A 24,164-nucleotide genomic window follows, 5' to 3' on the forward strand; every position below is an offset into this window, starting at 1 on the left:
TACCATATCTTTATCTGTCTATTATCAAATTTAAAGTAACGAGTTTACAATCTTATCTCTTAAAAATTGCGGAAACAGCTTCAAAACAGAGATGATTAAATAAAATCTAAGCGGAAAAGGATAGAAAATTTTCTCTTTTTTAATCGCCTCATAAATTCTCTTTGCCCCACTTTTTGTATCAAGAAAAAATGGCATCTTAAAGCTGTTTTTATCTGTCATCTCACTCTTTATAAACCCAGGCAAGATATTTATAACCTTTATTCCATCATTTTTATATTTATACCTAATGCCCTCTGCATAAGCATTAAGCGCTCTTTTTGATGAACTATAAGCAACTGAAGTTGGCATTGATATAAGTGAAGCCAAAGATGAGATAAATACAATTTTCCCACTTCTCTTAGCTTTGAATTGTGGCAAAAGCAGCTCTAAAATAGCGTGATTTGAGAGAAGATTTATATCATAGATTTTTTTAAAATCACTAAAGGGGGTGATTTCTAAAGAGTGCCCAAGAGATGCACCAGCGTTGAGTATGACCATATCGATGTCATTCAAACTCTTTATCTTATCTTGCAAGAGTTCAAAATCAGTTACATCTACTACAACCAACTCAACGCTTTTTGCATCAAAGAGCTCCGCTCTCAAGGATTTTAGTCTATCTTCTCTGCGAGCTAGAAGAACTAATTGATGCCCTGCCTTAGCATAGAGCCTAGCCAAGGCTTCGCCTATTCCGCTACTTGCTCCAGTAATAAGAATCTTCAACTTTTTTTATACTATCCTAATCATCACAGGCTTTGAGTTTACAAACTCTAACTTCTCTATTGATGAGATAAGATTTTGAATATCATGTTCATAAGCTTTATGAGTAGAGATTAAAAGATTTGCGCTTTGAGTGCAAGATTGTCTTTGAAGAACTGCTTCTATCGATATAGAGTTCTCTTCAAATATTTTTGTAATTCGCGCCAAAACACCTATCTTGTCAGATACATTTATGCGTAAGTAATATTTTGATTCTATATCTCCAGCCGCTTTTAGAGTAAGCTTGCCCTCCATTGGTTTATCAAAGCCCAACATCGGTTTACTCTTGCCACTTCTTGCTATATCTATGATATTTGCAACAACAGCACTAGCAGTTGCATTACCGCCAGCTCCAGCTCCATAGTAAAGAGTCTCGCCAACTTTGTCTCCAACTACGCTAATAGCATTCATAACACCGTCAATCTTTGCAATCATCGCATCTTTTTTAATCAAAGAGGCATGAACTCTAAGTTCAACCTCATTTTTATCTTTTTTTGCAATTCCAAGAAGTTTGATAACATATCCAAACTCTTTAGCAAAAGCTATATCATCACGAGAGATATTTTCTATCCCCTCTATCAATATATCCTCTGGTTTTGCATCTATCCCATAAGCTATACTAGCTAAGATAAGAAGTTTATGAGCTGTATCAAATCCGCCTACATCAAAGGTTGGATCAGCTTCAGCATAGCCAAGCGCTTGAGCTTCTTTTAGGATAGTATCATAAGCAACACCATCATTTGTCATTTTGGTTAACATGTAGTTACATGTACCATTCATGATACCCATGATTGATTCTATATGATTTGCAGAGAGTCCATCACGCAGTGCATTTATTATTGGAATACCACCAGCGACACTTGCCTCATACTCAAAAGCTATATCTTTTGCAATATCTGCTAGTTCATAACGATGATAAGCTAAAAGAGCCTTATTTGCGGTTACAACAGCTTTACCGTTTTTTAGAGCTTTTTTTACAACTTCAAAAGGCTCTTCCACTCCACCCATAAGCTCAACTACAACATCAATCTCTTCATCATCTAAAATATCATCAACATTATCACTAATTTTTATTCCAAGATGAGTTCTATCTTTGTTTAAGTTTTTTACTACGCCACTCTTTACTACTATCTCGACACCAGCACGAGCGGAAATGACATCGGCGTTCTCTCTTAATATATTTACAACACTGCTTCCTACAGTGCCTAAGCCGATTATTCCAACTTTTATCATGCTACTTCTCCATCTCTTTTATTATCTTTTTTTCTTCTTTATGCTTTATCTTGAAACTGTTTTAGAAACTCTTTAATGTTACGTGCTGCTTGACGAATACGATTGTCATTTTCTATAAGTGCAATACGAACATACTCATCCCCATAAACACCAAAGCCAATCCCTGGAGCAACCGCAACGCCAGCCTCTTTTAGAAGTTTTTTTGAGAACTCTAATGAGCCTAAATGAAGACAATAATCAGGTATTTTTGCCCAAACAAACATACTTGCTTGATTTTTTTTGATATGCCATCCAGCTCTATCAAATGCGTCAAGCAGAACCTCTTGGCGGTGGTTGTACTTGTCTGTTATATCTTTTACACACTGCTGATCGCCATTTAATGCAATAGTAGCTGCAACTTGGATAGGCGTAAACATTCCATAATCCAACCATGATTTTATCTTTTGAAGTGCGCCAATAAGCTTTTTGTTTCCTACAAAGAAACCAACACGCCAACCTGCCATATTATAGCTTTTTGATAGTGTGAAACTCTCAACAGCAACATCCTTAGCACCCTCAACACTCATAATAGATGGAGTTACATAACCATCAAAAGTTATATCTCCATAAGCAATATCGCTGATAACGTAAAATCTCTTCTCTTTTGCCATTGCAACAAGGCGAACATAAAAATCTTGTGTTACTGTCGCTGTTGTCGGGTTGTGAGGGAAGTTTACAAGAACAAATTTTGGCTTAGGAGATGATTCCTTAAAAACTCTATCTAAATCTTCAAAAAACTTATCTTCATTAAGTCTGTAATCTTCATCAAACTCTATTCCAAACTTTGAAACATTTCCGCCAGCAAGAATAAAAGAGTACTCATGTATCGGATATGTAGGATCTGGTACGATTGCAACATCGCCAGGATTTGTGATAGCATAAGCAAGATGCGCATAACCCTCTTTTGAGCCCATAGTCGCTACACACTCAGTGGAAGGGTCTAAATCACAGTCGTATCTTCTTTTATACCAATCAGCAATTGCAACTAGAAGTTTTGGAATACCTTTTGAAACAGAGTAACCATGTGTTCTTGTCTTTTGCGCAGACTCTATCAACTTCTCTCTAATATGCTCTGGAGTATCGCCATCTGGATTTCCCATAGAAAAATCTATAACATCAACACCAGCTCTTCTCTCAGCCATCTTTAACTCATTTACCTCAGCAAAAACGTACTTTGGCAACCGTTTCATTCTATCAAACTGTATCTCATCAAACATGAATTTTCCTACTCAAATAATTAATGACATTCTATCGAAAAAATTTTAGAATTAAGTTTATCGCTCTGTTAATATTTTCTCTCTCTTGGCAATAAAACCAAGTCATCTTTAATATTTTTAAGTGTGTAAATATCTGATATTTTTATATAACGAACATCACTGTTTATATCTATAGTTATCTCTGTTTTTTTTGTATCTAATTTTATTACACTAAGAAGCTTTAGTGATTTATCGTAAAATGCTATGTAAGGGTACCAATCATTTCTTAGTGAGCTAGTAATATCAACTGACTCAACGTTTGAAACATCAAGCCAGTAAGCATAAAGTGAGCGCTTTAGACTAAATGTCACTCCGCCTTCTAGCGTACTGACATCTAATTTTGCATTTTTCATATCAACTACATAACTCCAGTCACTCTCATTCTCGCGCACAACGTCGCTGATTTGACACCCATTTTTTTTGAGCTCTTGAGAGAGAATTATTGGATCAGCCGCATATTCTGATGTAAGATTTATTTTCCATACAAACTCCTCGCCATCAAGACTAGACTCTTTTGTCACATATTTATAATATCCAATATTTTGAAGAGCATCACTCATGATTTTTATAAAAAAGAGTGCCTCGCCATTAGTCTTAAAACTTATGTTTATATCACGAGGTTTTTGAAAAAATAGATTTAAAATACCATTTTCTTTTAACGTTTTTATAACTTTAATTGAGTCAACTGCTCCATTACTGTTATAGAACTCACTCTTTGGGGAGAAGATAGTCTCTATAAAAGCTCTATCTTTAGCAAACGTCTTTGGACTTACTAAATTTTGAATCTTTTTTATAAGAAGATCTTGTGCATGTAGAGATGAAAATAAAAATAGTATTAAAAAAAATATCTTTACCATATATTACCGCTGTTTAACTCTTTAAATTCATCTACATTCAATTCTCTTATCTCTGCATTTTTATATACAAATCTTAGGTTTTTTACTGTTTCATACTTCTGAAGTTTACCATTTGATTCTATATCTAAATGTCCATGTCCAAATGCAAGAAGCCAATCTTTTGTGGAATCTAGCGATAACTCCTCAGAAGAGACTTTCTGATATTTTTTACCGCTGCTCAAATCAATATACCCTATCCAGACTTTACTCTTTGGGATAATTTTAAGAGACTTGCCCTTGCTCTCTTGCTCTGGGGCTACTTTTGCTTGAGAGACCTCTTTAATCTCTTCTTTAATCTCTTCTTTTTTGATTGTCTCTTGAGGTTTCTGCTGAGTTGTCTCTTTTATCGGCTCTTGAGTTTTTTCTTTAATAACCTCTTCTATCTCTTCTACTTTACTCTCATTTTTATCAAAAGAGGTGCTATTTTTATCTGTGACGCTAAGATTGTTTTCAACCAAAGTAGGTAAAGCCTTGTTTTGAGCAGTTGGTTCAATTTTACTGCTCTCTTCTTTAGAGAGCAACTCCTCTTGCGTAATATCTGTACTCAAATATGCAAACAGAACAAAAAGAGTAATACCTAAAGCAATATAAAAAAATGTTAATTTATTTTTTCTTCTGTCTGCTAAGAAGAGGTTTGTTTTTGATGGTTCAAGTTGTGAATATTTTGCAATATCTTCAAAATGATTTTTTACTTTTATTTTTAAATCACTTAAATCAACGTTATACTCTCTCTCAAGTATCGATAAAAACCCACCAAGCTGAACTTTGTTGTGCATATCTTCAAAATTTTCTTGTAAAATAGCCTCTACATGTAATCTTGAAATATGAGTATTTTCATGAATTTTTTGAATACCTATTTTTTTTAACTTATCAATTCCACTACTCATTTTCTCATCCTATCCATCAAAATAGCTCCAGCGACGCTAACATTTAAAGAGTCAAATTCGTGTGACATTTTTATGCTAACGAGTTCATCAAGTTTTGAACTCACTCTTTGAGTAAGGCCCTCTCCCTCGCTACCCAAAAAGAGTGCTCGTTTTTGTTTTATTTTTACATCCCTAATATCTGTTGCGCCCATGTCTGCTCCATAAGAGGTAAATCCTGACATTTTAAGATCATTTAAAACATCAAGAACATTTTGCTCAATTGCAAAAGGCATATCAAATAGCGCTCCAGTACTTGTTCTCACAATTGCTTCAATAGGAAGTGATTTCACTCCACAGGCAATTACACCATCCACACCTAGTGCGTATGCAGTTCTTATAATTGCGCCTATATTACCAACATCGGTCACTCCAGACAAAACAAGTACAAACTCATAATTTAAAAAGGTTTTGTAGTTGCAAAGCACATACTCATCTACCTCTGCTAATATGCCTTGATGAGAGGCGTTTTTACACATTTTCCCTGCTGCATCTGGTGGGATTCTTTTTATCTCAAAACCAATTTTCATCAGCTGTGAGTACTCTTTTTTATCCATCTCTTTTGCAAGATAAAGTTTCTTTATCTTAGTTGGATGTTTTTGTATAATATAGTTTATTGGTTGTTTTGCGTAAATTAACATGTAGGCATTTTATCCAAAATTATTAAAATAGTGTACATTTAGAGGTGTAACAATCTCTCATAACAAGCTTTTGTATTCTCGCCAGTTATTTTAGAGATTAATTTTGCTTGAACTTTCTTTGGTAAATCAAGCTCTAGAATCTCTTTTTGAGTTATAGCAGAGCTGTTATGGGCATCTGAAGCTTCAATTACTACAACCCACTCGCCTCTTAAATTTTCATCAACTCTCTTTTTAACTTCAAGAGCTGTTCCAAAATAGTATTTTTGATACCTTTTAGTAAGCTCTTTTGCTAAAAATATTTTTCTCAAAGGCTCTTGTGATGAGAGTTCATTTAAAAGTTTCTCTAACCTATGTGGTGATTCATAAACAATTGTTGTAAAACCGCTGTTGAGTGCACCTTGTAGAGAGAGTTCTCTATCTTTGCCCTTATGCGGTAAAAATCCCCAAAAAAGCATTTTTGTCTCTACAAAACCACTTGCTACAAAAGCCGTTAGAAGTGCATTTGCGCCAGGAAGAACATCATACTTCACACCATTTTCTTGAGCATATTTAACTAACGCTTGCGCAGGATCACTAATCCCAGGCATTCCTGCATCACTTACATAAATAACATTTTGTTCAAAAAAAGATGTTGAGAGCTTCTCTATAAACTCTTTTTCATTGTGAGAATGGAGTGAGATAAAATTTTGCTCATCTTTAAAAGTGGTGTTGTACCGTTCTTTAAGGATTTGGATAAGTTTTTTTGTGACTCTTGTGTCTTCGCAAAGGAGTGTATCTGCAGAACTTAGAGCTTCGATAGCTCTAAGCGATATGTCGCCTATATTTCCAATTGGAGTAGGGACTAATGTTAGCAAGAAAAATCTTGACTAGTTTTGAGCGTAACGCTTTTTGAATTTATCAATTCTTCCAGCAGTATCTACCATTCTCTCAGAACCTGTGAAAAATGGATGACACTCATTACAGATGTCAATCCTCATTTCACTTTTTTGACTCTCATTTTTAAAACTGTTTCCACATGAACATGTAACAGTACACTCTACTAATTTTGGGTGAATATCTTTTTTCATCTTTTTACCTTTTGATACTCGGTAGTTTGCGAATATCTATATATTTTTTAAATCCGTATGAGAGCGGATTTTAAGAGTCGCATTTTACCTATAATTATCTTAATTTAAAGACAATGTTAAAGTATTATTCTACTAGCAACTGCCAAAACCGCACTCTCTGAGCGTAAAACCATAGGAGTATCCAGTCTAAAACTTCCCAAAGATTTAAATAGTTCTCTCTCATTTGGAGAAAATCCACCCTCGCATCCAATAAGAACCGTTTTTATATCACTATAATCATTAAGTACGTTATCACAAAAATCAAAAACTTTTGTATCTGGATATTTTGTTATAAACTCTTTTACACTCTTACATGTATTAAATTCAATATAACTACTTCTGCCACACTGCTGCATCGAAGCTTCTTGAATCCTCTCAAATCTTTTGAAATCTAGTTTAAAATTTTTCTGGCTTCTCTCACATGAGATAAAAGTTATTGCCTCAACTCCTATTTCACAAAGTGCGGGAAGAACTTTCTCAATAGCACTTGAGTCTATAATGCACCAGCCAATGTGAAGGTTTTTAGAACTCTTAAGCTCATTTGTCTCTGAGGAGATTAGAGTCAGCTCAGCACTTCTTGGCTCAAGTAGAGTTATCTTATAAGCATGTAGAAACTCAAGATTTTCTCTTGTTCTAAAGTGTAAAATATCGCCCTCTTTGTGACGGCGAACTTTGATTAAATATTTATAGAGTTCAGCTCTTACATGTAGTGTTTTTCTGCCAGCTTCATCATCAAGTATGTAAATCATACCCACATCCAAAGAGAGATACTAAGCACAACAGCTATCTCTGCAAGAAAAATGTTCGTAGCCTCTCTTTTATACTCTAAAAATGAGGCTTCATCTCTTTTATTTACTCGGCTGACTCCTTTGGAGCGTTTTACCTCAAGATATATCAGCGCTGTTGCAAAGAGTATCATCACTATATTTTCTATAGTAAAATCAAGATGTTTTGAAGCCATCATTACAATACCCGTAAAGATTACCATCCCAATTGCAGTACCAACAATAGGTGTAAAAAGAGAGATTGCTCTCATATATTTTACACTGCTTTTTATGCCAAAGAGCATTAAAATATTTATCAAAATGACACCTAAAACCGCAATAACACCCCAGTTATGTGTTACAATACTCATATCATACATTTCATTCATACCGAAATGTTACAATAAAAATGCAAAAAGAAGAAACATGGCTACGTCAATAGAAGAAGCACTACAAATAATCTACAAACACACAGCGCCAAAATCACTAAAAATTGTCCCTATTGAGAATGCACTTGGATACGTTTTAGCGGAAGACATAACAGCCACTCACAACCTTCCTCCGTTTGACAACTCCGCTATGGATGGTTATGCCATTAAAGCTGATGATGCGCAAATGAGCCTAAAGGTTAAGCATACTATTTTTGCTGGAGATAACTCAGGCGAAGAGTTAGAGAGTGGTTTTGCCATCAAAATAATGACAGGAGCAAAAATACCTATCGGATGTGATAGTGTAGTTCCCATAGAGAGAGTACAAAACTTTGATAACGCTATAACAATTATGGATAAAGTAAAAAAAGGGAGCAATATTCGCCTATACGCAGAGGACATAAAAAGCGGCTCAACTCTGCTTAATAAAGGGGAGAAGATATTTGCACATCATGTAACACTTCTTGCATCTCAAGGCATTAGTCATATAAAAGTATATAAAAAACCAAAAGTGGCAATTTTTGCTTCAGGAAATGAGTTAAAGATGCATTTTGAAAGTGTTGATGCACATCAGCTCTACAATACAAACAGCCCTACATTCTTTGCTAGAGCAAAGGAACTTGGATGTGATGTTGACTTTATAGGAACTGCTAAAGATTCACTTGAAAATATTCACAAGCATATTCAAAGTGCTCTTGATAGCGACCTTATAATTACCTCTGGAGGTGTAAGCGTTGGAGATGCCGACTTTACAAAAGAGGCGTTTGGTGCTTTTGGATATGAAATTTATTTTGATAAAGTTGATATAAAACCAGGAAAACCTACAACATTTGGCAAATGTAAAGAGACTCTTGTTTTAAATCTTCCAGGCAATCCCCTAGCAGCTGCGCTAAACTTTGAAATTTTTGCTCAAACAATTATTTTAGCTCTCAAAGGAGATGCAGCAAAATATATCGCACCTCTTGAAACTAAAATGGCAAATGATTATGCTATAAAAAATGGCAAAATAGCGGTAATTCCTGGATTTTTTGATGGCGCTTCATTTAAAGCACATGAAAAGTTTTCACCAGGGATGATAATGCCACTAGCCCTCTGCAATGCTTTTATAATTGTTGATGAGAAGTGCCAAATGCTAAAAAAAGATAGCTCTATTAAGATAATATCTACTAGATTTAGTTTTAACTCCAAAGAACAAAAAGAGCTTTTAAACCGTTGTAGGATTTAAAAATCTCTTATCTTTTTTCATCTTATCCCAAAAATCTCTATCTGCCCAATCATCTTTGATGGTGTCGCTAAATATAATTTCATCTATATTTACGATGCCCATATTTTTTGAGTAAGCATCCTCTTTAAATGCTTGTGCGTATCCTGTGTCCGTCTCATGGACTATCACGCTATAAAGTTTTACCTCTTTTTCTCCGTTTACTGAAGTAGTGAGTGATAAAAGTTTATCTATAAGCACAAAAAATAGTCTTGAAAATTGCTCAGCGGATGGTGATAATGGTAAAAGCACCCATCTTTGTGAGTGCTTTTGCATTGAAGCTATATACTCCGCCTCATCCTTATCCCAAAGAGTGATAGAGTGATCAAAACTATCAATTATGGCTTTCATATTTTGCTTCATAAGTCCAAAATCATAAACCATCTGAGCGTTATCCAAGAAATTTGATTCAAAAAGAAGTTCTACTTTGTATGAATGACCATGAATTGAGCTTCTACATCTAAGAGTAGAACATCCCCTAACTACATGTGCATTCTCAAATTTAAAAAGTTTTCTTATAATCACTACACACCTCTATTTTGATCCCATATTCGTATATGGAGTCTATCGCTAAAATTGTACCCTTTTGCTTTACAAAACTCTACCAAGGGCTCTGTATTTGCCTCTACCTCTTCTTTTGTGCCACCAAGAGGCATGCAGTAAACTTTAGTTTTTGGGCTAAAGGAAGTTATCTCTAAAATCTCATCTTCAAGTGCTGCATTAATTGAATCTGCATCTATTGAAAACTTAAAAAAAACCTCTTTTGCATTTAATGCAATGTTGCTTATTACTTCGCCTTTTACTCTTTTTGCAAATGCCTCATTTGAATTTGATAGTTTTACTGATAGTGCAAATATACACTTTTTATAGATTACATGTCGCTCAAAATCAACGCTCAAAGTCCCATTTGTTTCAAAAGTAATTTTATGACCTCTCTCATATAGCTTCTCTAAAAACTCTATAAAAATAGGCTCATTTGCATAAATAAGCGGCTCCCCACCAGTTAAAACGACATCAACAGCAAATGGCAAATCATAAAAATTTAAGATATTTAAAAGCTCGTGTGCAGAGGTTATTGGAATCCAGTTTTGTAAAAAATGTTCTCTATTTACCGCATAGATAGTGTCACAGCCCACTATTTTTTCTCCATTTGGCGTACTCTCCTCACATCCAAAACCTTCGCATCTCATGTTGCATCCACCAAAGCGAAAAAAGAGAGAAGGAGTACCTACATAGCGTCCCTCACCTTGTATGCTATAGAAATGTTCTACTAAATATACCATTATCCGCCCGTTTCATAAAACGCTCTTGTGGAGACTTCGCCATCTTCACCACCCCAGCGATTTTTCTCTGGTTTGTTTTTTACAACATCTCTTAAAACTTCACTAGCAGCGACTATATCGCCCTCTTTTATTGATTTTGCGATGCTTAGAGCCTCATCAAAATATAAACATGGTATAAGTTGTCCCTCAGCAGTTAAGCGGATACGATTACACTGTTTACAAAAGTCATCTCCATAAGGCTCAATTATCCCAAATCTGTATCCATCGCTCATTTTATAATAGCGTGATGGAGAAGCGCCATCATATCCCTCATCAACAAATTCATAATGCTCTCTTAGCATAGATAAAAGCTCATCAGACTTTAGCCCGCTTATCTCTTTAGAAGCAAATTTATTCTCCATATACTCTATGAAGCGAATAGTCATTCCACGCTTTTTTGAGTACTCTAAGACATCAACTATCTCTTGAGCGTTCATATTTTTCATAGGAACCATATTTACTTTTACTTTCAATCCAACTGCGAGCGCTTCATTTACACCATCTAAAACGTTTTTCAAAACATCTTTTCCTGCAATTGCAAATGCCACTTCTGGTTTGAGTGTATCTATGCTTACATTTAGACGTTTTAATCCTGCATCACGCAATTTTTGTGCGGTTGATTTAAGAAGATAGGCATTTGTAGTCATTGCCAAATCTATATCTGGGGCATAATCAAAAATCATCTTTATAAACTTGTCTAAATCCTCACGCAGAAGTGGCTCTCCACCTGTAATGCGTATCTTTCTAATGCCCTCATCTATTGCTACTTTTACAAACAAAAAGAGCTCTTCAAAGGTGAGTAGGTTCTCTTTTGGAACCCATGAAAATGGTTTCTCAGGCATACAGTATTGACATCTGAAGTTGCATCGCTCCGTTACAGAGATACGCAGATAATCAACTACTCTATCATAGCTATCTATTAACATCTGTTTTCCTATTTTATTCGTGTGTTATTATATCTTTTAGAGCTAAAATAAAGTTTGTATCAATCTTGGGATTTTCAAAATGGAGAAGTAAATTTTAAAGAAGATTCAAAACTACCATAAGTTTTGAATCTTCTATCTATAATTTTATTGTTTGAATTATCTTTTTTTAAAAGCCATTCAAAATAGAGCGGCTATTTAGAGATTATTTGAGATTTTAAAGTATTAAACTCCTCATCACTAAGAGCACCTTTTTCTTTTAGTTTATAAGCTTTTTCTAGTTCATCTACTTTTGAAACTGGAGTTGGTGCTGGAGCAGCTGTTTTTCTTGTTTCTACAACTTGGCTCTCTTGAGTTTTACCAGTTCCTACGAGCTCTGTTAAAGTGTTATCTATATCTTCTATCATAGTTCCAGCAACTCCAGTTGTTGTAATCTCTTTTGCACCTACATCTTTAGATACTTGTTCAAAAGCAAAAGCACCTCTTTCTAAATTATCTCTGATTTTAAGATAGTATGTCTCACCAGCCTTTAAATCCAAATCTAGAGACTTTTCTACAATTTGATCTTTTGTAGCGGATAGTTTTGCAGGGTTTGGCTTAATATCTAATGTTGTATATTCACCAGCTTTGAGTCTCTCACCTACTCTTTTGCCATTAATTCTTATGCTATAAGATTGATAAGAAGCGCTCTCTATATCCCCTTTTGATTCTATAACATATACATAAACTAAGGCAGCATCAGCAAGTGGCTCTTGTGCTTTAAAAGGTATCTTACTTCCACACCCTGAGATAAAGAGTGCAACTACAACTGCCAAGGCTATTTTTATCTTTTTCATATTTACTCTTTTTATTGATTTTAGTTAAAGATTATAGCATAAAGAGGTCTAATTTTATAAATTATGATTTGATTGCAATAAGAAGTTTTTGATTTTTAAGAAGAGTCTCTTACGCAAGATGCGTAAGAGCATAAAGAGGTAATGTAATTAGCTCTTTATTAGAAGTTGTAACGACCCCAAACACGAATCCAGTTTTCACTGTCTTGAGAATTTGCAACTTTCTCTTCACTCCAAGTACGGTTAGCAATTGCTGCGAAATACTGAACACCACCTGCTTTGATTTTATAAACAAGCTCTAAATCATTATAATCTGCATTTTTGCCAGCTGTACGACCAGCATTTTCTCTGTTTTTGCTACCTGCAGATGTAAATGCATCTTGAAGTGTAATTGCTCCAAAATCACCCATGTTGTAATCTGCTTTTACCATGATAGTATCTGCATCTTTAGAGATTGGATCTTGGTTAGCTATCATTTGTGTATAAAGTGGAGTTTTAACACCGCCAACATTTACTAAAGGAACATCACCATCATTAACATTTGAGTATGCAACACAAAGAGTTAGAGGATCCATTGGCTTAATGCTTATTCTAGCACCAAAAGCGTTTGTATCTTTTAAGTTTGAAGCGCTATCAGGCATAATAGATCCGCCTTGAACTCCCACTTTAAGACCCATTGGTAAAGATTTGTCACTAATAGTCACATCTCCCCATAAAACATCAGCATCAACAGCAGTTGCTATATTTTGAAGTCCATAATAAGTTGCTGTTACAGTAGCCATTGGTAGAGATTTATTTTGTACAGTAAGCATGTATGCTGTACCATCAATGTCCATTCCTGCTACTTTTAAATCACCAAATTGCGCCATATTTGAAGCTGGTGCATTATAGTTTCCGCCACTTACGTAAGCTCCAACTACAGTTGTATCTGGAAGATCTGTATTTACCGCAAGAATTGCATCAAAAGTATTTTTAAATACATTCCAATCTTCTGAGTAAGCAAATGGTGAAAGTGACATTGGAAGTTCTTGACGACCAATTTTTACAGTTGTGTTAGCAATTTTTTTAGCAATATATAATTGACTTAAATAGATATCATCATTAATACCAGTACTTCCAGCTTTTGCATTAATATCTTGCATAGTGTTACCAACAACATTTTTTTCTAAACCTGAAGTACCTAAGTATGTAATTTGAGATCCAAAAGTGAAGTTGTTTTTAAGATCTGCATCTAAGTTAAGTTGAAGACCAGCGTTTGCTCTTGATTTTGAGCTATCAAAAAGATCTTTTTCGCCATTACCATTACCAGCTACTGTTTGGTAGTAAAGTGCTGCTTGACCAGTTACTGCGATATCTATACCCTTATCTGCTGCCATTGCAGAAGTTGCAACTAAAGACGCTACTACTATTGACATTTTTACTAATTTTCTCATTTATATCTCCTGTTTTTTATCTCTTAATCACCCATAATTGAAGTGATACCTAATGTGATAATATTATCACTTAAATATCACTTAAATTAAAGTGAAATTGAGAAATTACAACATTCTACCTCCGCAATTTTTAAATTAAGTTTAAATTAGTAGTTTCGTTAATAATTTATTAACTATTTGCGCTTTGCGGCAGCAATTGTGTTGTTTATTACACATCTTAAAAATTTTAACTAATGTTACATGCAAAGAAAATCCTGCTAAACTCTATAAAATTATCACAAATTTCAAGATATAAAGATTTTTTTCTTCTGCTATAATTGTATTATGAGATTTAGAAACCTAAAAAAAAACAGTAAAACTGTACAAGTAAAAGAGTCACAAAAGTTAGTTTATGCTCCATATAGTTATAGAGTAAAAGCTTTTATTACAGATATGTTTATGATATATGCTCCAATTTTATATATCATAACCTATGTTGTAATGAATGGGAGTGATGATTTTCAATCCTCACAGCTCGCTGTATTTTTTGGAGTAGCTCTTTATGGAGTTATTTATGCAACTCTTTTAAGTAAGTTTGGACAGACGCCTGGAAAAAAAGCTTATGACATAAAAGTAGTAGATGACAAAAGTGGTAAAAACATAGGATTTTTTAAAGCAATATTTAGATTTACTCTATTTTTGTTTACGGCCATGACACTTCTTGGACTACTTATCCCTTTTTATAGAAGAGACAAAAAAGCACTTCATGATTTAGTTTGCAACACTCTTGTTGTTGCTATTAAGAAATAATATAAAAAAAGTCTGCTAGTTTAAAACTTCCATTTGAATTGAATTTACTAAAATTAAATATAGATGCGCAGGACAATTTGCAAAAGACTTTTTGACCACAGCATAAGAATCAAATCACAAAAGAATCAATCAGATAAAAACAGACCATTGTTGCAATCAAGAAGAATAAAGATAGTATAGAGGAGTGTTAAAGAGAGGATTCCTACCTCAAGACGAGGTAGGATTGTAGAGACGTATAGATTTAGTGTAGATCTTTCCAAACCTGTTTTTTCCATAAAAGAGCAAATATAGCAAAGATTACAGAGTAAATTAACACTGATTTACCAATTGAGTCTCTTTCGTGTCTTTTTGTATCACCAGCATCTGCTAAGTGTTCTATCACTTTCTCAGCAGCATCAGCAGTAACACCAACTCTAGGCATTGCAGTACCCTCTAAGTGAGCTTGAGGGTTCTCTATAAATGTACTTATAAAGTGCTCGCCACGAGAACGGATATACATACTTAAATCTGGAGGCAATTTACCCATATATTTTGTTAAATGTTCTTTGTACTCTAACACTTGAATATCAAACGCTAAAGCATCTTTTTCAAATTTAAATGCAGGTTTTTCACCAATTTGAGTCCAATTTTCATACTCAAGTGCGTGACATCTACCACACGCATTTTCATATGCAATTTTTGGAGTAACTTCACTTGGGCTAATAGCTATTGATTTTAAGTATGCAACCATATCTGCAACTTCTTGATCAATATCTCCACCAGCACCAAAGAACGCTGTCATTGGGTGCATTTGACCTTTTGCTGCATCAAACTTATGCTCTACTTTTAGTGCATGAGCTGGATTTACTATCAAGTTAGCCAAAAACTTTGCATCATAAATAGCACCAGCATTACTTAAGTCTGGTGGATTTACACCATAGCTAGCAGCAGCAGAAACAGCATCCATCGCAGCTGGCATGCCCTCTTTTTCTATCGAGTGACATCCAGTACAAGCAGCAGCGCCCATTACTAGATCTTTACCGTTTGCAACATTTCCAGTTTTTGAAACTGGTTTTAAGTCTGCATAAGCAAACTGCTCACTCTCTACATGCTTGTGCATTACAGAGTGTGCGTATGGCTCAACTAACCAATAAGTTAGGAGAGTAAAAGCAACAACAACAACCAGAATTAAAGGTTCTTTATTTTTCATCCTATTCTCCTTATACTTTTTTTTCATTCATAGTTATAAACGGAAGTGCAACCCATAAAAGGATAAACGCAACTGCGGCAACTAAACCGATAGTACTAAACATACCCTCTGGAGGTAGTTTACCCATAGCTGTTAAAACTATCATATCAATAAGTAATAACCAGAACCAGATACTAAATGCTCCACGGCGACTTGCTGGAACAGCATTTGGACTTCTGTCTAACCATGGTAAAAGTACAAAAATAACTTGTGCAAAACCAAATGCTATAAGACCGATGTTTACAGAGAATGGACGTAAAATCTCATAAGACCATAAGAAATACCACTCTGGGTAGATATGTGCTGGAGTTTTAAGTCCATCAGCAGGGTCAAAGTTTACAGGGTCAAGCGCAAATCCATATTGAAAAAATACAAGATAAAAGAAGAAGATTAAGAAAAATCCAACAACCATCAAGTCTTTAGACATAAAGTCATTTGCAAAACGGATAACTTTTGAACTAGCTTTGTCACCAGCTAAATATTTTTTAGCTTCAACATCAAAGTCAATCTCTTCACCATCTTGATTATTAACATGTGGAATACGTAAAGCTGCAAAGTGAAGCCCGATTAATCCCATGATAGCCAATGGTAAAAGAAGTACGTGAAGCATAAAGAAACGAGTTAAGAAAGCTTGTGCAGGAACATAATCCCCTCTAATCCACTCAACTAAACCATCTAAATGTAATCCGCCAAGACTAAAGATATTTGTAATAACCATACCAGCCCAGTAGCTCATTTGTCCCCATGGAAGCATATAACCGCTAAATGCTTCAGCAGAGAATGTAACAAAAAGAAGCATACCTGAAACCCAAATCATCTCACGGCCTTTTTTATAAGAACCATAATAGATACCAGTAAACATGTGAATATAGATAATCAAGAAAACAACTGAAGCAGCAACTCCATGAACATGTCTCCATAACCAACCAAAATCAACATCTCTCATAATCGTGTAGTTTACGCTGTAAAACGCATCTTTAACATCTGGCTGATAATACATCAACAAGAAAATTCCTGAAACTAAAAGTAGTGCGAACGTGATTGCAAGAACCATCCCCATCGCCCACAAGAAGTTAATATTTTTTGGAATCCAATACTCAGATGCCATAACTTTTTCAACTTTTTCAATTGCTAAACGTTGGTTTAACCAATCTTTAACACTAGTTGCTTTTGTAAAATGTGCCATAATTCCTCCCCCTTAAAGCGTTATGCCGCTATCTTTCATAGCTTTGTACTCTGGACCAACTTCACCAAGAACAAGAGATGTACCTTCAATTTTAAATGGAGGAATATCAAATGCACGTGGTGGTGGAACTTTTGTAACTTCCCCTGCCCAGTTAAACATACCGCCGTGACATGCACAAAGAAATGACTCCTCAGCTGGAATATATGCTGGAATACACCCCAAATGCGTACACAAACCGATAGCTATCATAAAGTGAGAATCGCCAACAACGATATCTCTTGCTTTTTGACTCTCTGTCTGTTTTGCAATCATTGCCGCTGTTTTTTTCAAAACAAAAATCGGCTTCCCTCTCCACTTTTCTGTTATTAACTGACCCTCTGGATATATGCTCATATCTAGAGTTGTAAAACCCGCAGCTTTAACGCTTGGAAGCGGATCCCACGTTTTTTTCATTGCGACCAATGAAGCAACTGCCCCTACACCTGCTACGGCGCCAAATGCTTTACCCATAAACCCTCTACGGCTACTGTTATGCATATTTGCTCTCTTTCTTATAAAATTTGAGGCTGATTATATACTAAATTACTTTTAATTAATTATAAATTTAAGCTTTCTTTTATAAATTTTACTATTTTTGGTGTAGATTGTTCCATTTCGAAATAGTTTATGTTATCTATCGAACTTATAATTTCAATAAGGTCTTCTTTTTTATAATTTTTTACAATCGGAATATTTAAGCTCTCAAAAAGCTCTAAAAAATCTCTTGTATAATCTTCTCTTTGAATATAAATAGCCTTTGCTCCAGATGCAACACTCTCTAAAATAGCTTGAGGAGAGGCGGAGATAAGAATTTTAGAGCTTTGAATCATCTCATCATAATCTTCAAATTCATAATGATTTTTAAACTTTTTTCTAAGCATCTCTTCATAATCTAAAAAATAGTAAAAACCAAGTTGCAAGGCGGGGTTTAAATCTTCAATAAATGAGAAGTTTTTACCCAAATCTTTCTCATAATCATCATCTCCAAAAAAGTAACTAACTTCTGTTGTTTTAACTTTTTTCTCAAAATATTTTTCATCAACTGCTAAGGCGGTGCATATCCCTTTACCACTCAGATACGGAGATATTAGAAGCTCATTTTCCATCTTTATCTCATCTTTTTTATCACTTACTCGTATAAAAGTAGAAAAAAAATCTCTCATATCTTCAAGCATTATAGGATTTGCTTCTTCTGAGTCAAAGATAAGTTTATCGCCATGTTGTGCAATTTGAGGAATATTTCTCACAACATCAATACCAACGGCTTTATCTACTCCAAAATGTCTAGCTTCATTTGCTATCCTAAAGTCAGAGCAAAGAAGCGTAATATCTATATCTCCCAAGGCTCTGATAATAGTGCAAGCTCGCCTAAATCTATCAAGCCCTGTGCGATGTCCTGTATGTACATAATAATATATTTTCACAAAGTGCCTTTGTCTATTTTTTTATTTATTTCTGTTTTTTATATCTATTTTTATATATATATGTAAAATCTCTATAGCAGCTGGGGTTATTCCGCTGATTTGTGAAGCTGCTTGTAGTGTTGGCGGGTTGAAAGATTCCAACTTTTCTACTATCTCTTTGCTTAATCCGCTAATGCTTCTAAAGGCAAAATTTTGAGGAATTTCTACTTTTAGATACTTTTTCATCTTCTGTATCTCTTCGCTCTGTTTTTGGACATAGCGGGCATATTTCCCCTCTACTAAAATTTCATCTAGTATATATGACTCATACATCTCAAACTCTGGAATTAGCTTTAACATTTTTGACACATCAAAACTTTTTCTTGCCACTATCTGTTCAGCCGAGATAGTATCTCTTACACCCTCTTCGCCAATAGAGTTCAAAAATGCTATAAACTCCTTATTTGGTGTAAAAATTGTCTCTCTTAAAATCCTCGCACCCTCTTGAATCTGTGCCTCTTTTGCTTTTACTCTCTCATAATTCTCATCATCTATGAGCCCAAATGTATGTCCATAATGACTAAGCCTTGTATCTGCTGACTCTTCACGCAGAAGAAGTCTGTACTCTGCACGGGATGTAAACATTCTATATGGCTCTTTTGTCCCTTTTGTTACTAAATCATCTATCAAAACGCCTATATAAGCCTCATCACGGCGTAAAATAAAAGGCTCTTTGCCTTGGAGGCTAAGTGAAGCATTTATGCCAGCCATTAAACCTTGCGCAGCAGCTTCCTCATAACCTGTTGTACCGTTAATCTGCCCTGCTAGATAAAGACCTTTTATCTTTTTTGTCTCTAGCGTGTGTTTCAACTCTCTTGGATCTACAAAATCGTACTCTATGGCGTACCCATAACGGACTATTTTTGCATTTTCCATCCCTTTTACAGAGTTAATCATCAGCTGTTGAACATCTGGTGGAAGTGAAGTGCTCATACCATTTATGTAGCATTCTGTATTTTCAAGAGTTTGAGGTTCTATAAAGAGATGATGTCTCTCTTTGTCTCTAAAGCGGTTTATTTTATCTTCTATGCTTGGGCAGTAGCGTGGTCCACGTCCCTCAATTTGACCTGTAAACATTGGTGCTCTGTAGAAGTTGCTCTCTATAATGTCATGTGTATTTTGATTTGTATAGGTGATGTAGCAAGGAATCTGCTTTTTGGTTTTTCTAAACTCTTCACGATTTGTTCTAAAACTAAATGGATTTGGAAGCTCATCACCGCCTTGCTCTTCCATTACAGAAAAGTCTATAGTTGAAGCATCAACTCTAGCACATGTACCTGTTTTTAATCTTCCCATCTCTAAACCACAAGATTTTAGTGAGGCGCTTAGAGCATCGCTGCTCTGTTCACCATATCGCCCGCCAATTTGTTTTATCTCGCCTACATGTATAACGCCTCTTAAAAATGTACCACTTGTAACTATCACTCTCTTGGCGCTGTACTCATTTAAAAGATTTGTTTTAACACCTTTTACTTCACCATCTTCGATAATAAGTGATTCTGCCATCTCTTGAACTAGCTCTAGGTTTGGAGTGTTTAAAATCTTATTTCTAGCGATTACTCGGTATCTATCCATATCAATTTGGGCACGACTTCCACGAACTGCTGGACCTTTTGTCTGGTTTAGTATGCGAAACTGTATCCCTGCTTCATCTGTTATTAAAGCCATCTCTCCGCCTAGAGCATCTATCTCTCGTACTAAATGACCTTTTGCTAAACCTCCGATTGCTGGGTTACAGCTTGTAGCTCCAACATTTTCAGCGAGCATTGAGATAAGCAGAGTTTTATTTCCCATTCTAGCAGATGCCAAAGAAGCCTCAACCCCCGCATGACCGCCACCGATAATAATTACATCATAATTCATATAAGTTCCATATTTTTGTATATAACAATTTTTAAAATTATAGCTAGAAGTTTTTAAAATTTCTCAGCGTTACATGTAGTAGCTAAAGATAATTCTAACAGGTTTTGTTAAAATGAGTAATTCGGAATTAATATAGATTTGATTACAATTTCAAAAAGATTATATGTGGGGTTAGAAGTATGAATACTATTACTGTTCTTGCTGTTGATGATGAGCCATTTAACTTAGATTTAATAGAATTAGCGTTTATGGATACAGAAAATATGAACCTAATCAAGGCTATAAACGGGCAAGATGCTTTAGACAAACTTCAACATATAAATGCAAATGTTATACTCCTTGACCTTAGAATGCCTGTGATGGATGGCTTTGCAATGCTAGAAAAAATAAAAAAAGACCCCATCTACTCAAAAATTCCAGTAATTATTGTGACTGCAAATTCTGAAGAGAAAAACAGAGCCTTAGCGCTTGGCGCAAATGATTTTTTAGCAAAACCAGTCGATACAGTAGAGTTAAAACTGCGTACATTAAACTATACAAAACTACATAAAAGCCAAGTAGCACTTGAAGAGCTAAACAAAAACCTAGATAAATTAGTTATTCAGAGAACAGCCCAACTGCATGTAGCACTCAAACTTGCTCAAGAGACGGAGTATGAAGTATCTCTAAGGCTTGGTATGGCTAGTGAGTATAGAGATTTAGAAACAGGTATGCACATCAAGCGAATCAGCCACTACTCTGCACTGTTAGGAAAACTCTCTGGCATGGACGAGGAGCAGGAGAGACTACTTCTATACTCTTCTCCACTGCATGATATTGGTAAAATAGGGATTCCTGATGCAATTTTACTAAAGCATGGAAAGCTCGATGACAAAGAGTTTAAGCTAATGAAAGAGCATACTACTATCGGCGGATTAATGCTTAAAGATGGAGAGAGATACCCTATTATAAAAGCTGGGCAAATTATTGCACAACAGCATCATGAAAAATATGATGGTTCTGGTTATCCATTAGGTCTTAAGGGTGAGGAGATACATATATACGCAAGAATAGTATCAATTGTTGATGTATTTGATGCTTTATCATCAAAAAGAATTTATAAAGATGCTTTCCCACTAGAGAAGACCATAGAGATTATGAAAGATGGAGCTCGAACCCATTTTGACCCAATATTGCTAAATCTTTTTATTGATAACTTAGATAAATTTTTAGAGATAAGAGATAGTTTTACAGATGTCGATGAAACACCACATTTAATCAACCTAATAGAGGAGTATAGATGAAATTTTTACTAGTTGAAGATGAAGAGTTTAACCTCATCGTACTTGAAGAGATGATAAAGATATCATATCCAGATGCAAAAATCGTACTTACCAACAATGGTCAAGAAGCCTATGAAATGCTACAAACAAACTCTTTTGATTTAATCTTAAGTGATATAAATATGCCGATTATGGATGGATATGCTCTTATAAAGAAGATAAAAAATGAACTTCTACTCACTACTCCCACAGTAGCTGTAACTGCTTTTGCTATTCAAGGCGATAAAGAAAAGCTCTTGATGTCAGGATTTGATTATTACATATCAAAACCAATTGATATGGCGGAATTGCATAAAGTCCTAAAAGTTTCTCTCTTAGATTAAGCTATGAATTTTTTAAACATCAGATACAAACTTCTATTTTTATCTATCATCCCCACGCTCTTAACTCTGTTGCTATTTTTTATGATTCTATCACAGAGTCTAAGTGAAAAAAATAATTTTGAACTTACAAAAGGATATATCCTAGAATCAATAGCAATTTCAAAAATTGTTCATGCTATGCAGACAGAAAGAGGACTAAGCAGTGGTTTTTTAGCAAAAAATGAACTAGATAAACAAGATACAAACCTCCTCTTAGCGAGAGATGCTCTAAACAAAGCACTAGATAATGCTAAATATATCTACAAGAAGAAGCAACTAAAAGATAAAACTATATTAAATCTACTAAACGAGATAGATGTCACAAGAAAAAATATGGATTTGAAAACTAAGTCCATAGCTTATATAAAAGATTATTACTCTCAAAAAATAGAGCTGCTTTTAAGTTATGTTGCTACTATACCAACCTTTATGAACGATAAAGAAAGCAGAAATTTTGTACAAGCATTAGTTTATTTATCTAGTGCAAAAGAGTCTCTTGGGATTATCCGAGCTACTCTAAATAAAGTTTTTATAGAAAATAAGATTTTGATTGATGATTATTCAACTATTAAAGGCTCTTTAAAAAACTACAATCACAATATTGATGCGTTTAAGAGCACTATTACCGAGGACTTTTTAAAAGAGTTTGAAGAAATTTTTAAAGGCAAGAACATAGATAATACATTTGCGATAATTGATGATAGTCTTGCAAATTCAAAAAACAATATAGATTTTGCAACAAATCCTGACTATTGGTTTGAACAAGCTTCTCAGACTATAAATCTTTTAAATAGTGTTGAAAATGCTCTATTTCATGAAATAGGGAATATTATAGATGAAAAATTAAACTCTATTTTTTATAAATTAGCTCTAATTGTTATACTCTCAACTATTGGGATTATTGCGCTCATAAGCATAACTTTTAGTTTTGTAAAAAATATTTTAACTTCTACAAACAAATTAAATGAGGAGTTCTCAAACTCAAAATCTCTGCTTGAGCAATACAAATCAAGTGTAGATAGAAGTTTCATAGTCTCAAAAACAGACAAAAAAGGGGTAATCACCTACGCAAACGATGAGTTTTGCAAAATTTCTGGATACTCAAGAGATGAGCTAATTGGAAAATCTCACAATATAATAAGACATCCTGATACAGAAATGGCGATTTTTAAAGAGTTGTGGCACACCATAAGAGATAAAAAAGAGCCATGGTTTGGTGAAATCAAAAATCTAAAAAAAGATAAATCATCATATTGGACAAAAGCAGTCATAAATCCAATACTCGACTCAAATCAAAATATAATTGAGTATATTGGGATAAGAACAGATATAACCGAACTTGAAAATGCAATGATAGCAGCCCTTAGTGCAGAAAAAGCAAAGAGTACTTTCTTGGCCACAATGAGCCATGAACTTAGAACTCCATTAAATGCTGTTATCGGTTTCTCTCAAATTTTAATGGCTAAAGATGATATGCCTAAAGAGAAGATAAGAACTTTTGTAGAAAAAATCAATATCTCAGGCAAACATCTGCTCAATCTAGTAAACAATATCCTAGACTTCTCAAAGATAGAATCAGGCAGAATGAATCTTAACAAAAGAGAGATTTTGTTGGAAAATTTTATTAATGAGACTATTTTGCTAGTAGAAAATGAAGCTCTAAAAAAAGATATTGAAATCATAAAAAAAGGCTTTTTTGAGATTAGTTTGAGTGCTGATGAGCAACTTCTAAAGCAGGTTATTTTAAATATTTTATCAAATGCCATCAAATTTTCAAATCAAAATTCTGCCATTAATATCTCATATAAAAATGATGAAGAGAACCATATCATCTCAATTTGCGATGAAGGAGTAGGATTATCACAAGAGCAGCTTGAAAAATTATTTAAGCCTTTCTCTCAGGTACAAGAGCATCAAAACACTGCCCTTAAAGGCACTGGACTAGGACTTGTTATATCTCAAAAAATAGTAGAGCTTCATAATGGAAACATAGAAGTCAAGACTCAATCAGGAAAAGGTAGCTGTTTTTACATAAGCATACCAATCATAAAGGCATAAA

Annotated in this window: 25 protein-coding genes; 5 read left to right on the forward strand and 20 right to left on the reverse strand. The window is 34.6% G+C overall.

Annotation, left to right across the window (positions count from 1 at the left end):
* Window positions 1–30 precede the first annotated feature (30 nt).
* The 10 genes from SUDEN_RS09880 to SUDEN_RS09925 all read right to left on the reverse strand — a co-directional run bounded on the left by SUDEN_RS09880 (window position 31) and on the right by SUDEN_RS09925 (window position 8,042).
* Window positions 31–759, reverse strand: a complete 729-nt coding sequence (locus tag SUDEN_RS09880; RefSeq protein ID WP_011373517.1) for an SDR family oxidoreductase — start codon at window positions 757–759, stop codon at window positions 31–33.
* A 6-nt stretch (window positions 760–765) separates the two neighbouring features.
* On the reverse strand, window positions 766–2,028 hold the full coding sequence (locus SUDEN_RS09885) for a homoserine dehydrogenase (RefSeq protein ID WP_011373518.1): 1,263 nt from the start codon (window positions 2,026–2,028) through the stop codon (window positions 766–768).
* Window positions 2,029–2,066: 38 nt separating this feature from the next.
* Complete coding sequence (locus SUDEN_RS09890; protein ID WP_011373519.1) at window positions 2,067–3,284, reverse strand: LL-diaminopimelate aminotransferase; 1,218 nt, start codon at window positions 3,282–3,284, stop codon at window positions 2,067–2,069.
* A 68-nt stretch (window positions 3,285–3,352) separates the two neighbouring features.
* A complete protein-coding gene (locus SUDEN_RS09895; protein WP_011373520.1) occupies window positions 3,353–4,180 on the reverse strand; it encodes a hypothetical protein in 828 nt (275 codons plus the stop codon).
* Complete coding sequence (locus SUDEN_RS09900; RefSeq protein ID WP_011373521.1) at window positions 4,174–5,106, reverse strand: hypothetical protein; 933 nt, start codon at window positions 5,104–5,106, stop codon at window positions 4,174–4,176. The genes SUDEN_RS09895 and SUDEN_RS09900 overlap by 7 nt, the downstream gene beginning before the upstream one ends.
* Window positions 5,103–5,783, reverse strand: a complete 681-nt coding sequence (gene rlmB, locus SUDEN_RS09905) for a 23S rRNA (guanosine(2251)-2'-O)-methyltransferase RlmB (protein WP_011373522.1) — start codon at window positions 5,781–5,783, stop codon at window positions 5,103–5,105. The genes SUDEN_RS09900 and rlmB overlap by 4 nt, the downstream gene beginning before the upstream one ends.
* A gap of 38 nt (window positions 5,784–5,821) precedes the next feature.
* Window positions 5,822–6,637, reverse strand: coding sequence for a 16S rRNA (cytidine(1402)-2'-O)-methyltransferase (rsmI, locus tag SUDEN_RS09910; protein ID WP_011373523.1), 816 nt, complete (start codon window positions 6,635–6,637; stop codon window positions 5,822–5,824).
* Window positions 6,638–6,649: 12 nt separating this feature from the next.
* Window positions 6,650–6,850: a 50S ribosomal protein L31 gene (gene rpmE, locus SUDEN_RS09915; protein ID WP_011373524.1), complete on the reverse strand. Its 201-nt coding sequence runs from the start codon at window positions 6,848–6,850 to the stop codon at window positions 6,650–6,652.
* A 116-nt stretch (window positions 6,851–6,966) separates the two neighbouring features.
* The gene (locus SUDEN_RS09920) at window positions 6,967–7,638 is read right to left on the reverse strand and encodes a 16S rRNA (uracil(1498)-N(3))-methyltransferase (protein WP_238374808.1); all 672 of its coding nucleotides are present in this window, start codon (window positions 7,636–7,638) and stop codon (window positions 6,967–6,969) included.
* Complete coding sequence (locus SUDEN_RS09925; protein ID WP_041672328.1) at window positions 7,635–8,042, reverse strand: hypothetical protein; 408 nt, start codon at window positions 8,040–8,042, stop codon at window positions 7,635–7,637. The genes SUDEN_RS09920 and SUDEN_RS09925 overlap by 4 nt, the downstream gene beginning before the upstream one ends.
* 37 nt (window positions 8,043–8,079) lie before the next feature.
* On the opposite strand from SUDEN_RS09925, the gene SUDEN_RS09930 reads away from it, so the two are divergent.
* On the forward strand, window positions 8,080–9,306 hold the full coding sequence (locus SUDEN_RS09930) for a molybdopterin molybdotransferase MoeA (protein WP_041672330.1): 1,227 nt from the start codon (window positions 8,080–8,082) through the stop codon (window positions 9,304–9,306).
* Here SUDEN_RS09930 and SUDEN_RS09935 read toward each other — a convergent pair.
* From SUDEN_RS09935 to SUDEN_RS09955, 5 genes are all read right to left on the reverse strand, one after another.
* The gene (locus SUDEN_RS09935) at window positions 9,286–9,867 is read right to left on the reverse strand and encodes a 6-pyruvoyl trahydropterin synthase family protein (protein ID WP_011373527.1); all 582 of its coding nucleotides are present in this window, start codon (window positions 9,865–9,867) and stop codon (window positions 9,286–9,288) included. The genes SUDEN_RS09930 and SUDEN_RS09935 overlap by 21 nt on opposite strands.
* Complete coding sequence (locus tag SUDEN_RS09940; RefSeq protein WP_041672331.1) at window positions 9,867–10,625, reverse strand: 7-carboxy-7-deazaguanine synthase QueE; 759 nt, start codon at window positions 10,623–10,625, stop codon at window positions 9,867–9,869. Before SUDEN_RS09940 ends, SUDEN_RS09935 begins: the two co-directional genes overlap by 1 nt.
* Window positions 10,625–11,590 carry a GTP 3',8-cyclase MoaA gene (gene moaA / locus SUDEN_RS09945; protein ID WP_011373529.1) on the reverse strand — a complete coding sequence of 322 codons (966 nt, stop codon included), beginning with the start codon at window positions 11,588–11,590 and terminating at the stop codon, window positions 10,625–10,627. Before moaA ends, SUDEN_RS09940 begins: the two co-directional genes overlap by 1 nt.
* Window positions 11,591–11,781: 191 nt before the next feature.
* Window positions 11,782–12,423, reverse strand: a complete 642-nt coding sequence (locus tag SUDEN_RS09950) for a DUF2846 domain-containing protein (RefSeq protein ID WP_011373530.1) — start codon at window positions 12,421–12,423, stop codon at window positions 11,782–11,784.
* Window positions 12,424–12,581: 158 nt separating this feature from the next.
* Window positions 12,582–13,853, reverse strand: a complete 1,272-nt coding sequence (locus SUDEN_RS09955; RefSeq protein WP_011373531.1) for a hypothetical protein — start codon at window positions 13,851–13,853, stop codon at window positions 12,582–12,584.
* Between the two features lie 324 nt (window positions 13,854–14,177).
* Between SUDEN_RS09955 and SUDEN_RS09960 the strand changes: the two genes are divergently transcribed.
* On the forward strand, window positions 14,178–14,642 hold the full coding sequence (locus SUDEN_RS09960) for an RDD family protein (protein WP_011373532.1): 465 nt from the start codon (window positions 14,178–14,180) through the stop codon (window positions 14,640–14,642).
* Between the two features lie 241 nt (window positions 14,643–14,883).
* On the opposite strand, the gene SUDEN_RS09965 is transcribed toward SUDEN_RS09960, so the two are convergent.
* From SUDEN_RS09965 to mnmG, 5 genes are read right to left on the reverse strand one after another with little or no spacing between them, the layout of a single operon-like run.
* Window positions 14,884–15,831, reverse strand: a complete 948-nt coding sequence (locus tag SUDEN_RS09965) for a c-type cytochrome (RefSeq protein ID WP_011373533.1) — start codon at window positions 15,829–15,831, stop codon at window positions 14,884–14,886.
* Window positions 15,832–15,841: 10 nt separating this feature from the next.
* Entirely contained in the window at window positions 15,842–17,056 is a 1,215-nt protein-coding gene (locus SUDEN_RS09970) for a cytochrome b (protein WP_011373534.1), read from the reverse strand.
* A gap of 12 nt (window positions 17,057–17,068) precedes the next feature.
* Entirely contained in the window at window positions 17,069–17,593 is a 525-nt protein-coding gene (gene petA / locus SUDEN_RS09975; RefSeq protein WP_041672333.1) for a ubiquinol-cytochrome c reductase iron-sulfur subunit, read from the reverse strand.
* A 59-nt stretch (window positions 17,594–17,652) separates the two neighbouring features.
* Entirely contained in the window at window positions 17,653–18,519 is an 867-nt protein-coding gene (locus SUDEN_RS09980; RefSeq protein ID WP_011373536.1) for a hypothetical protein, read from the reverse strand.
* 21 nt (window positions 18,520–18,540) lie between these two features.
* Window positions 18,541–20,421, reverse strand: coding sequence for a tRNA uridine-5-carboxymethylaminomethyl(34) synthesis enzyme MnmG (gene mnmG / locus SUDEN_RS09985; RefSeq protein ID WP_011373537.1), 1,881 nt, complete (start codon window positions 20,419–20,421; stop codon window positions 18,541–18,543).
* A 179-nt stretch (window positions 20,422–20,600) separates the two neighbouring features.
* Here mnmG and SUDEN_RS09990 point away from each other — a divergent pair, with 179 nt between their 5' ends.
* Genes SUDEN_RS09990 through SUDEN_RS11130 form a run of 3 tightly spaced genes read left to right on the forward strand, consistent with a single transcriptional unit; the run spans window position 20,601 to window position 24,163 of the window.
* Complete coding sequence (locus SUDEN_RS09990) at window positions 20,601–21,704, forward strand: HD-GYP domain-containing protein (protein ID WP_011373538.1); 1,104 nt, start codon at window positions 20,601–20,603, stop codon at window positions 21,702–21,704.
* Window positions 21,701–22,066: a response regulator gene (locus SUDEN_RS09995; RefSeq protein ID WP_011373539.1), complete on the forward strand. Its 366-nt coding sequence runs from the start codon at window positions 21,701–21,703 to the stop codon at window positions 22,064–22,066. The genes SUDEN_RS09990 and SUDEN_RS09995 overlap by 4 nt, the downstream gene beginning before the upstream one ends.
* Before the next feature lie 3 nt (window positions 22,067–22,069).
* The gene (locus tag SUDEN_RS11130) at window positions 22,070–24,163 is read left to right on the forward strand and encodes a nitrate- and nitrite sensing domain-containing protein (protein WP_011373540.1); all 2,094 of its coding nucleotides are present in this window, start codon (window positions 22,070–22,072) and stop codon (window positions 24,161–24,163) included.
* Window position 24,164: the final 1 nt, after the last annotated feature.

The sequence above is a fragment of the Sulfurimonas denitrificans DSM 1251 genome (genome assembly GCF_000012965.1).
GTDB classification, from domain to species: Bacteria; Campylobacterota; Campylobacteria; order Campylobacterales; family Sulfurimonadaceae; genus Sulfurimonas; species Sulfurimonas denitrificans.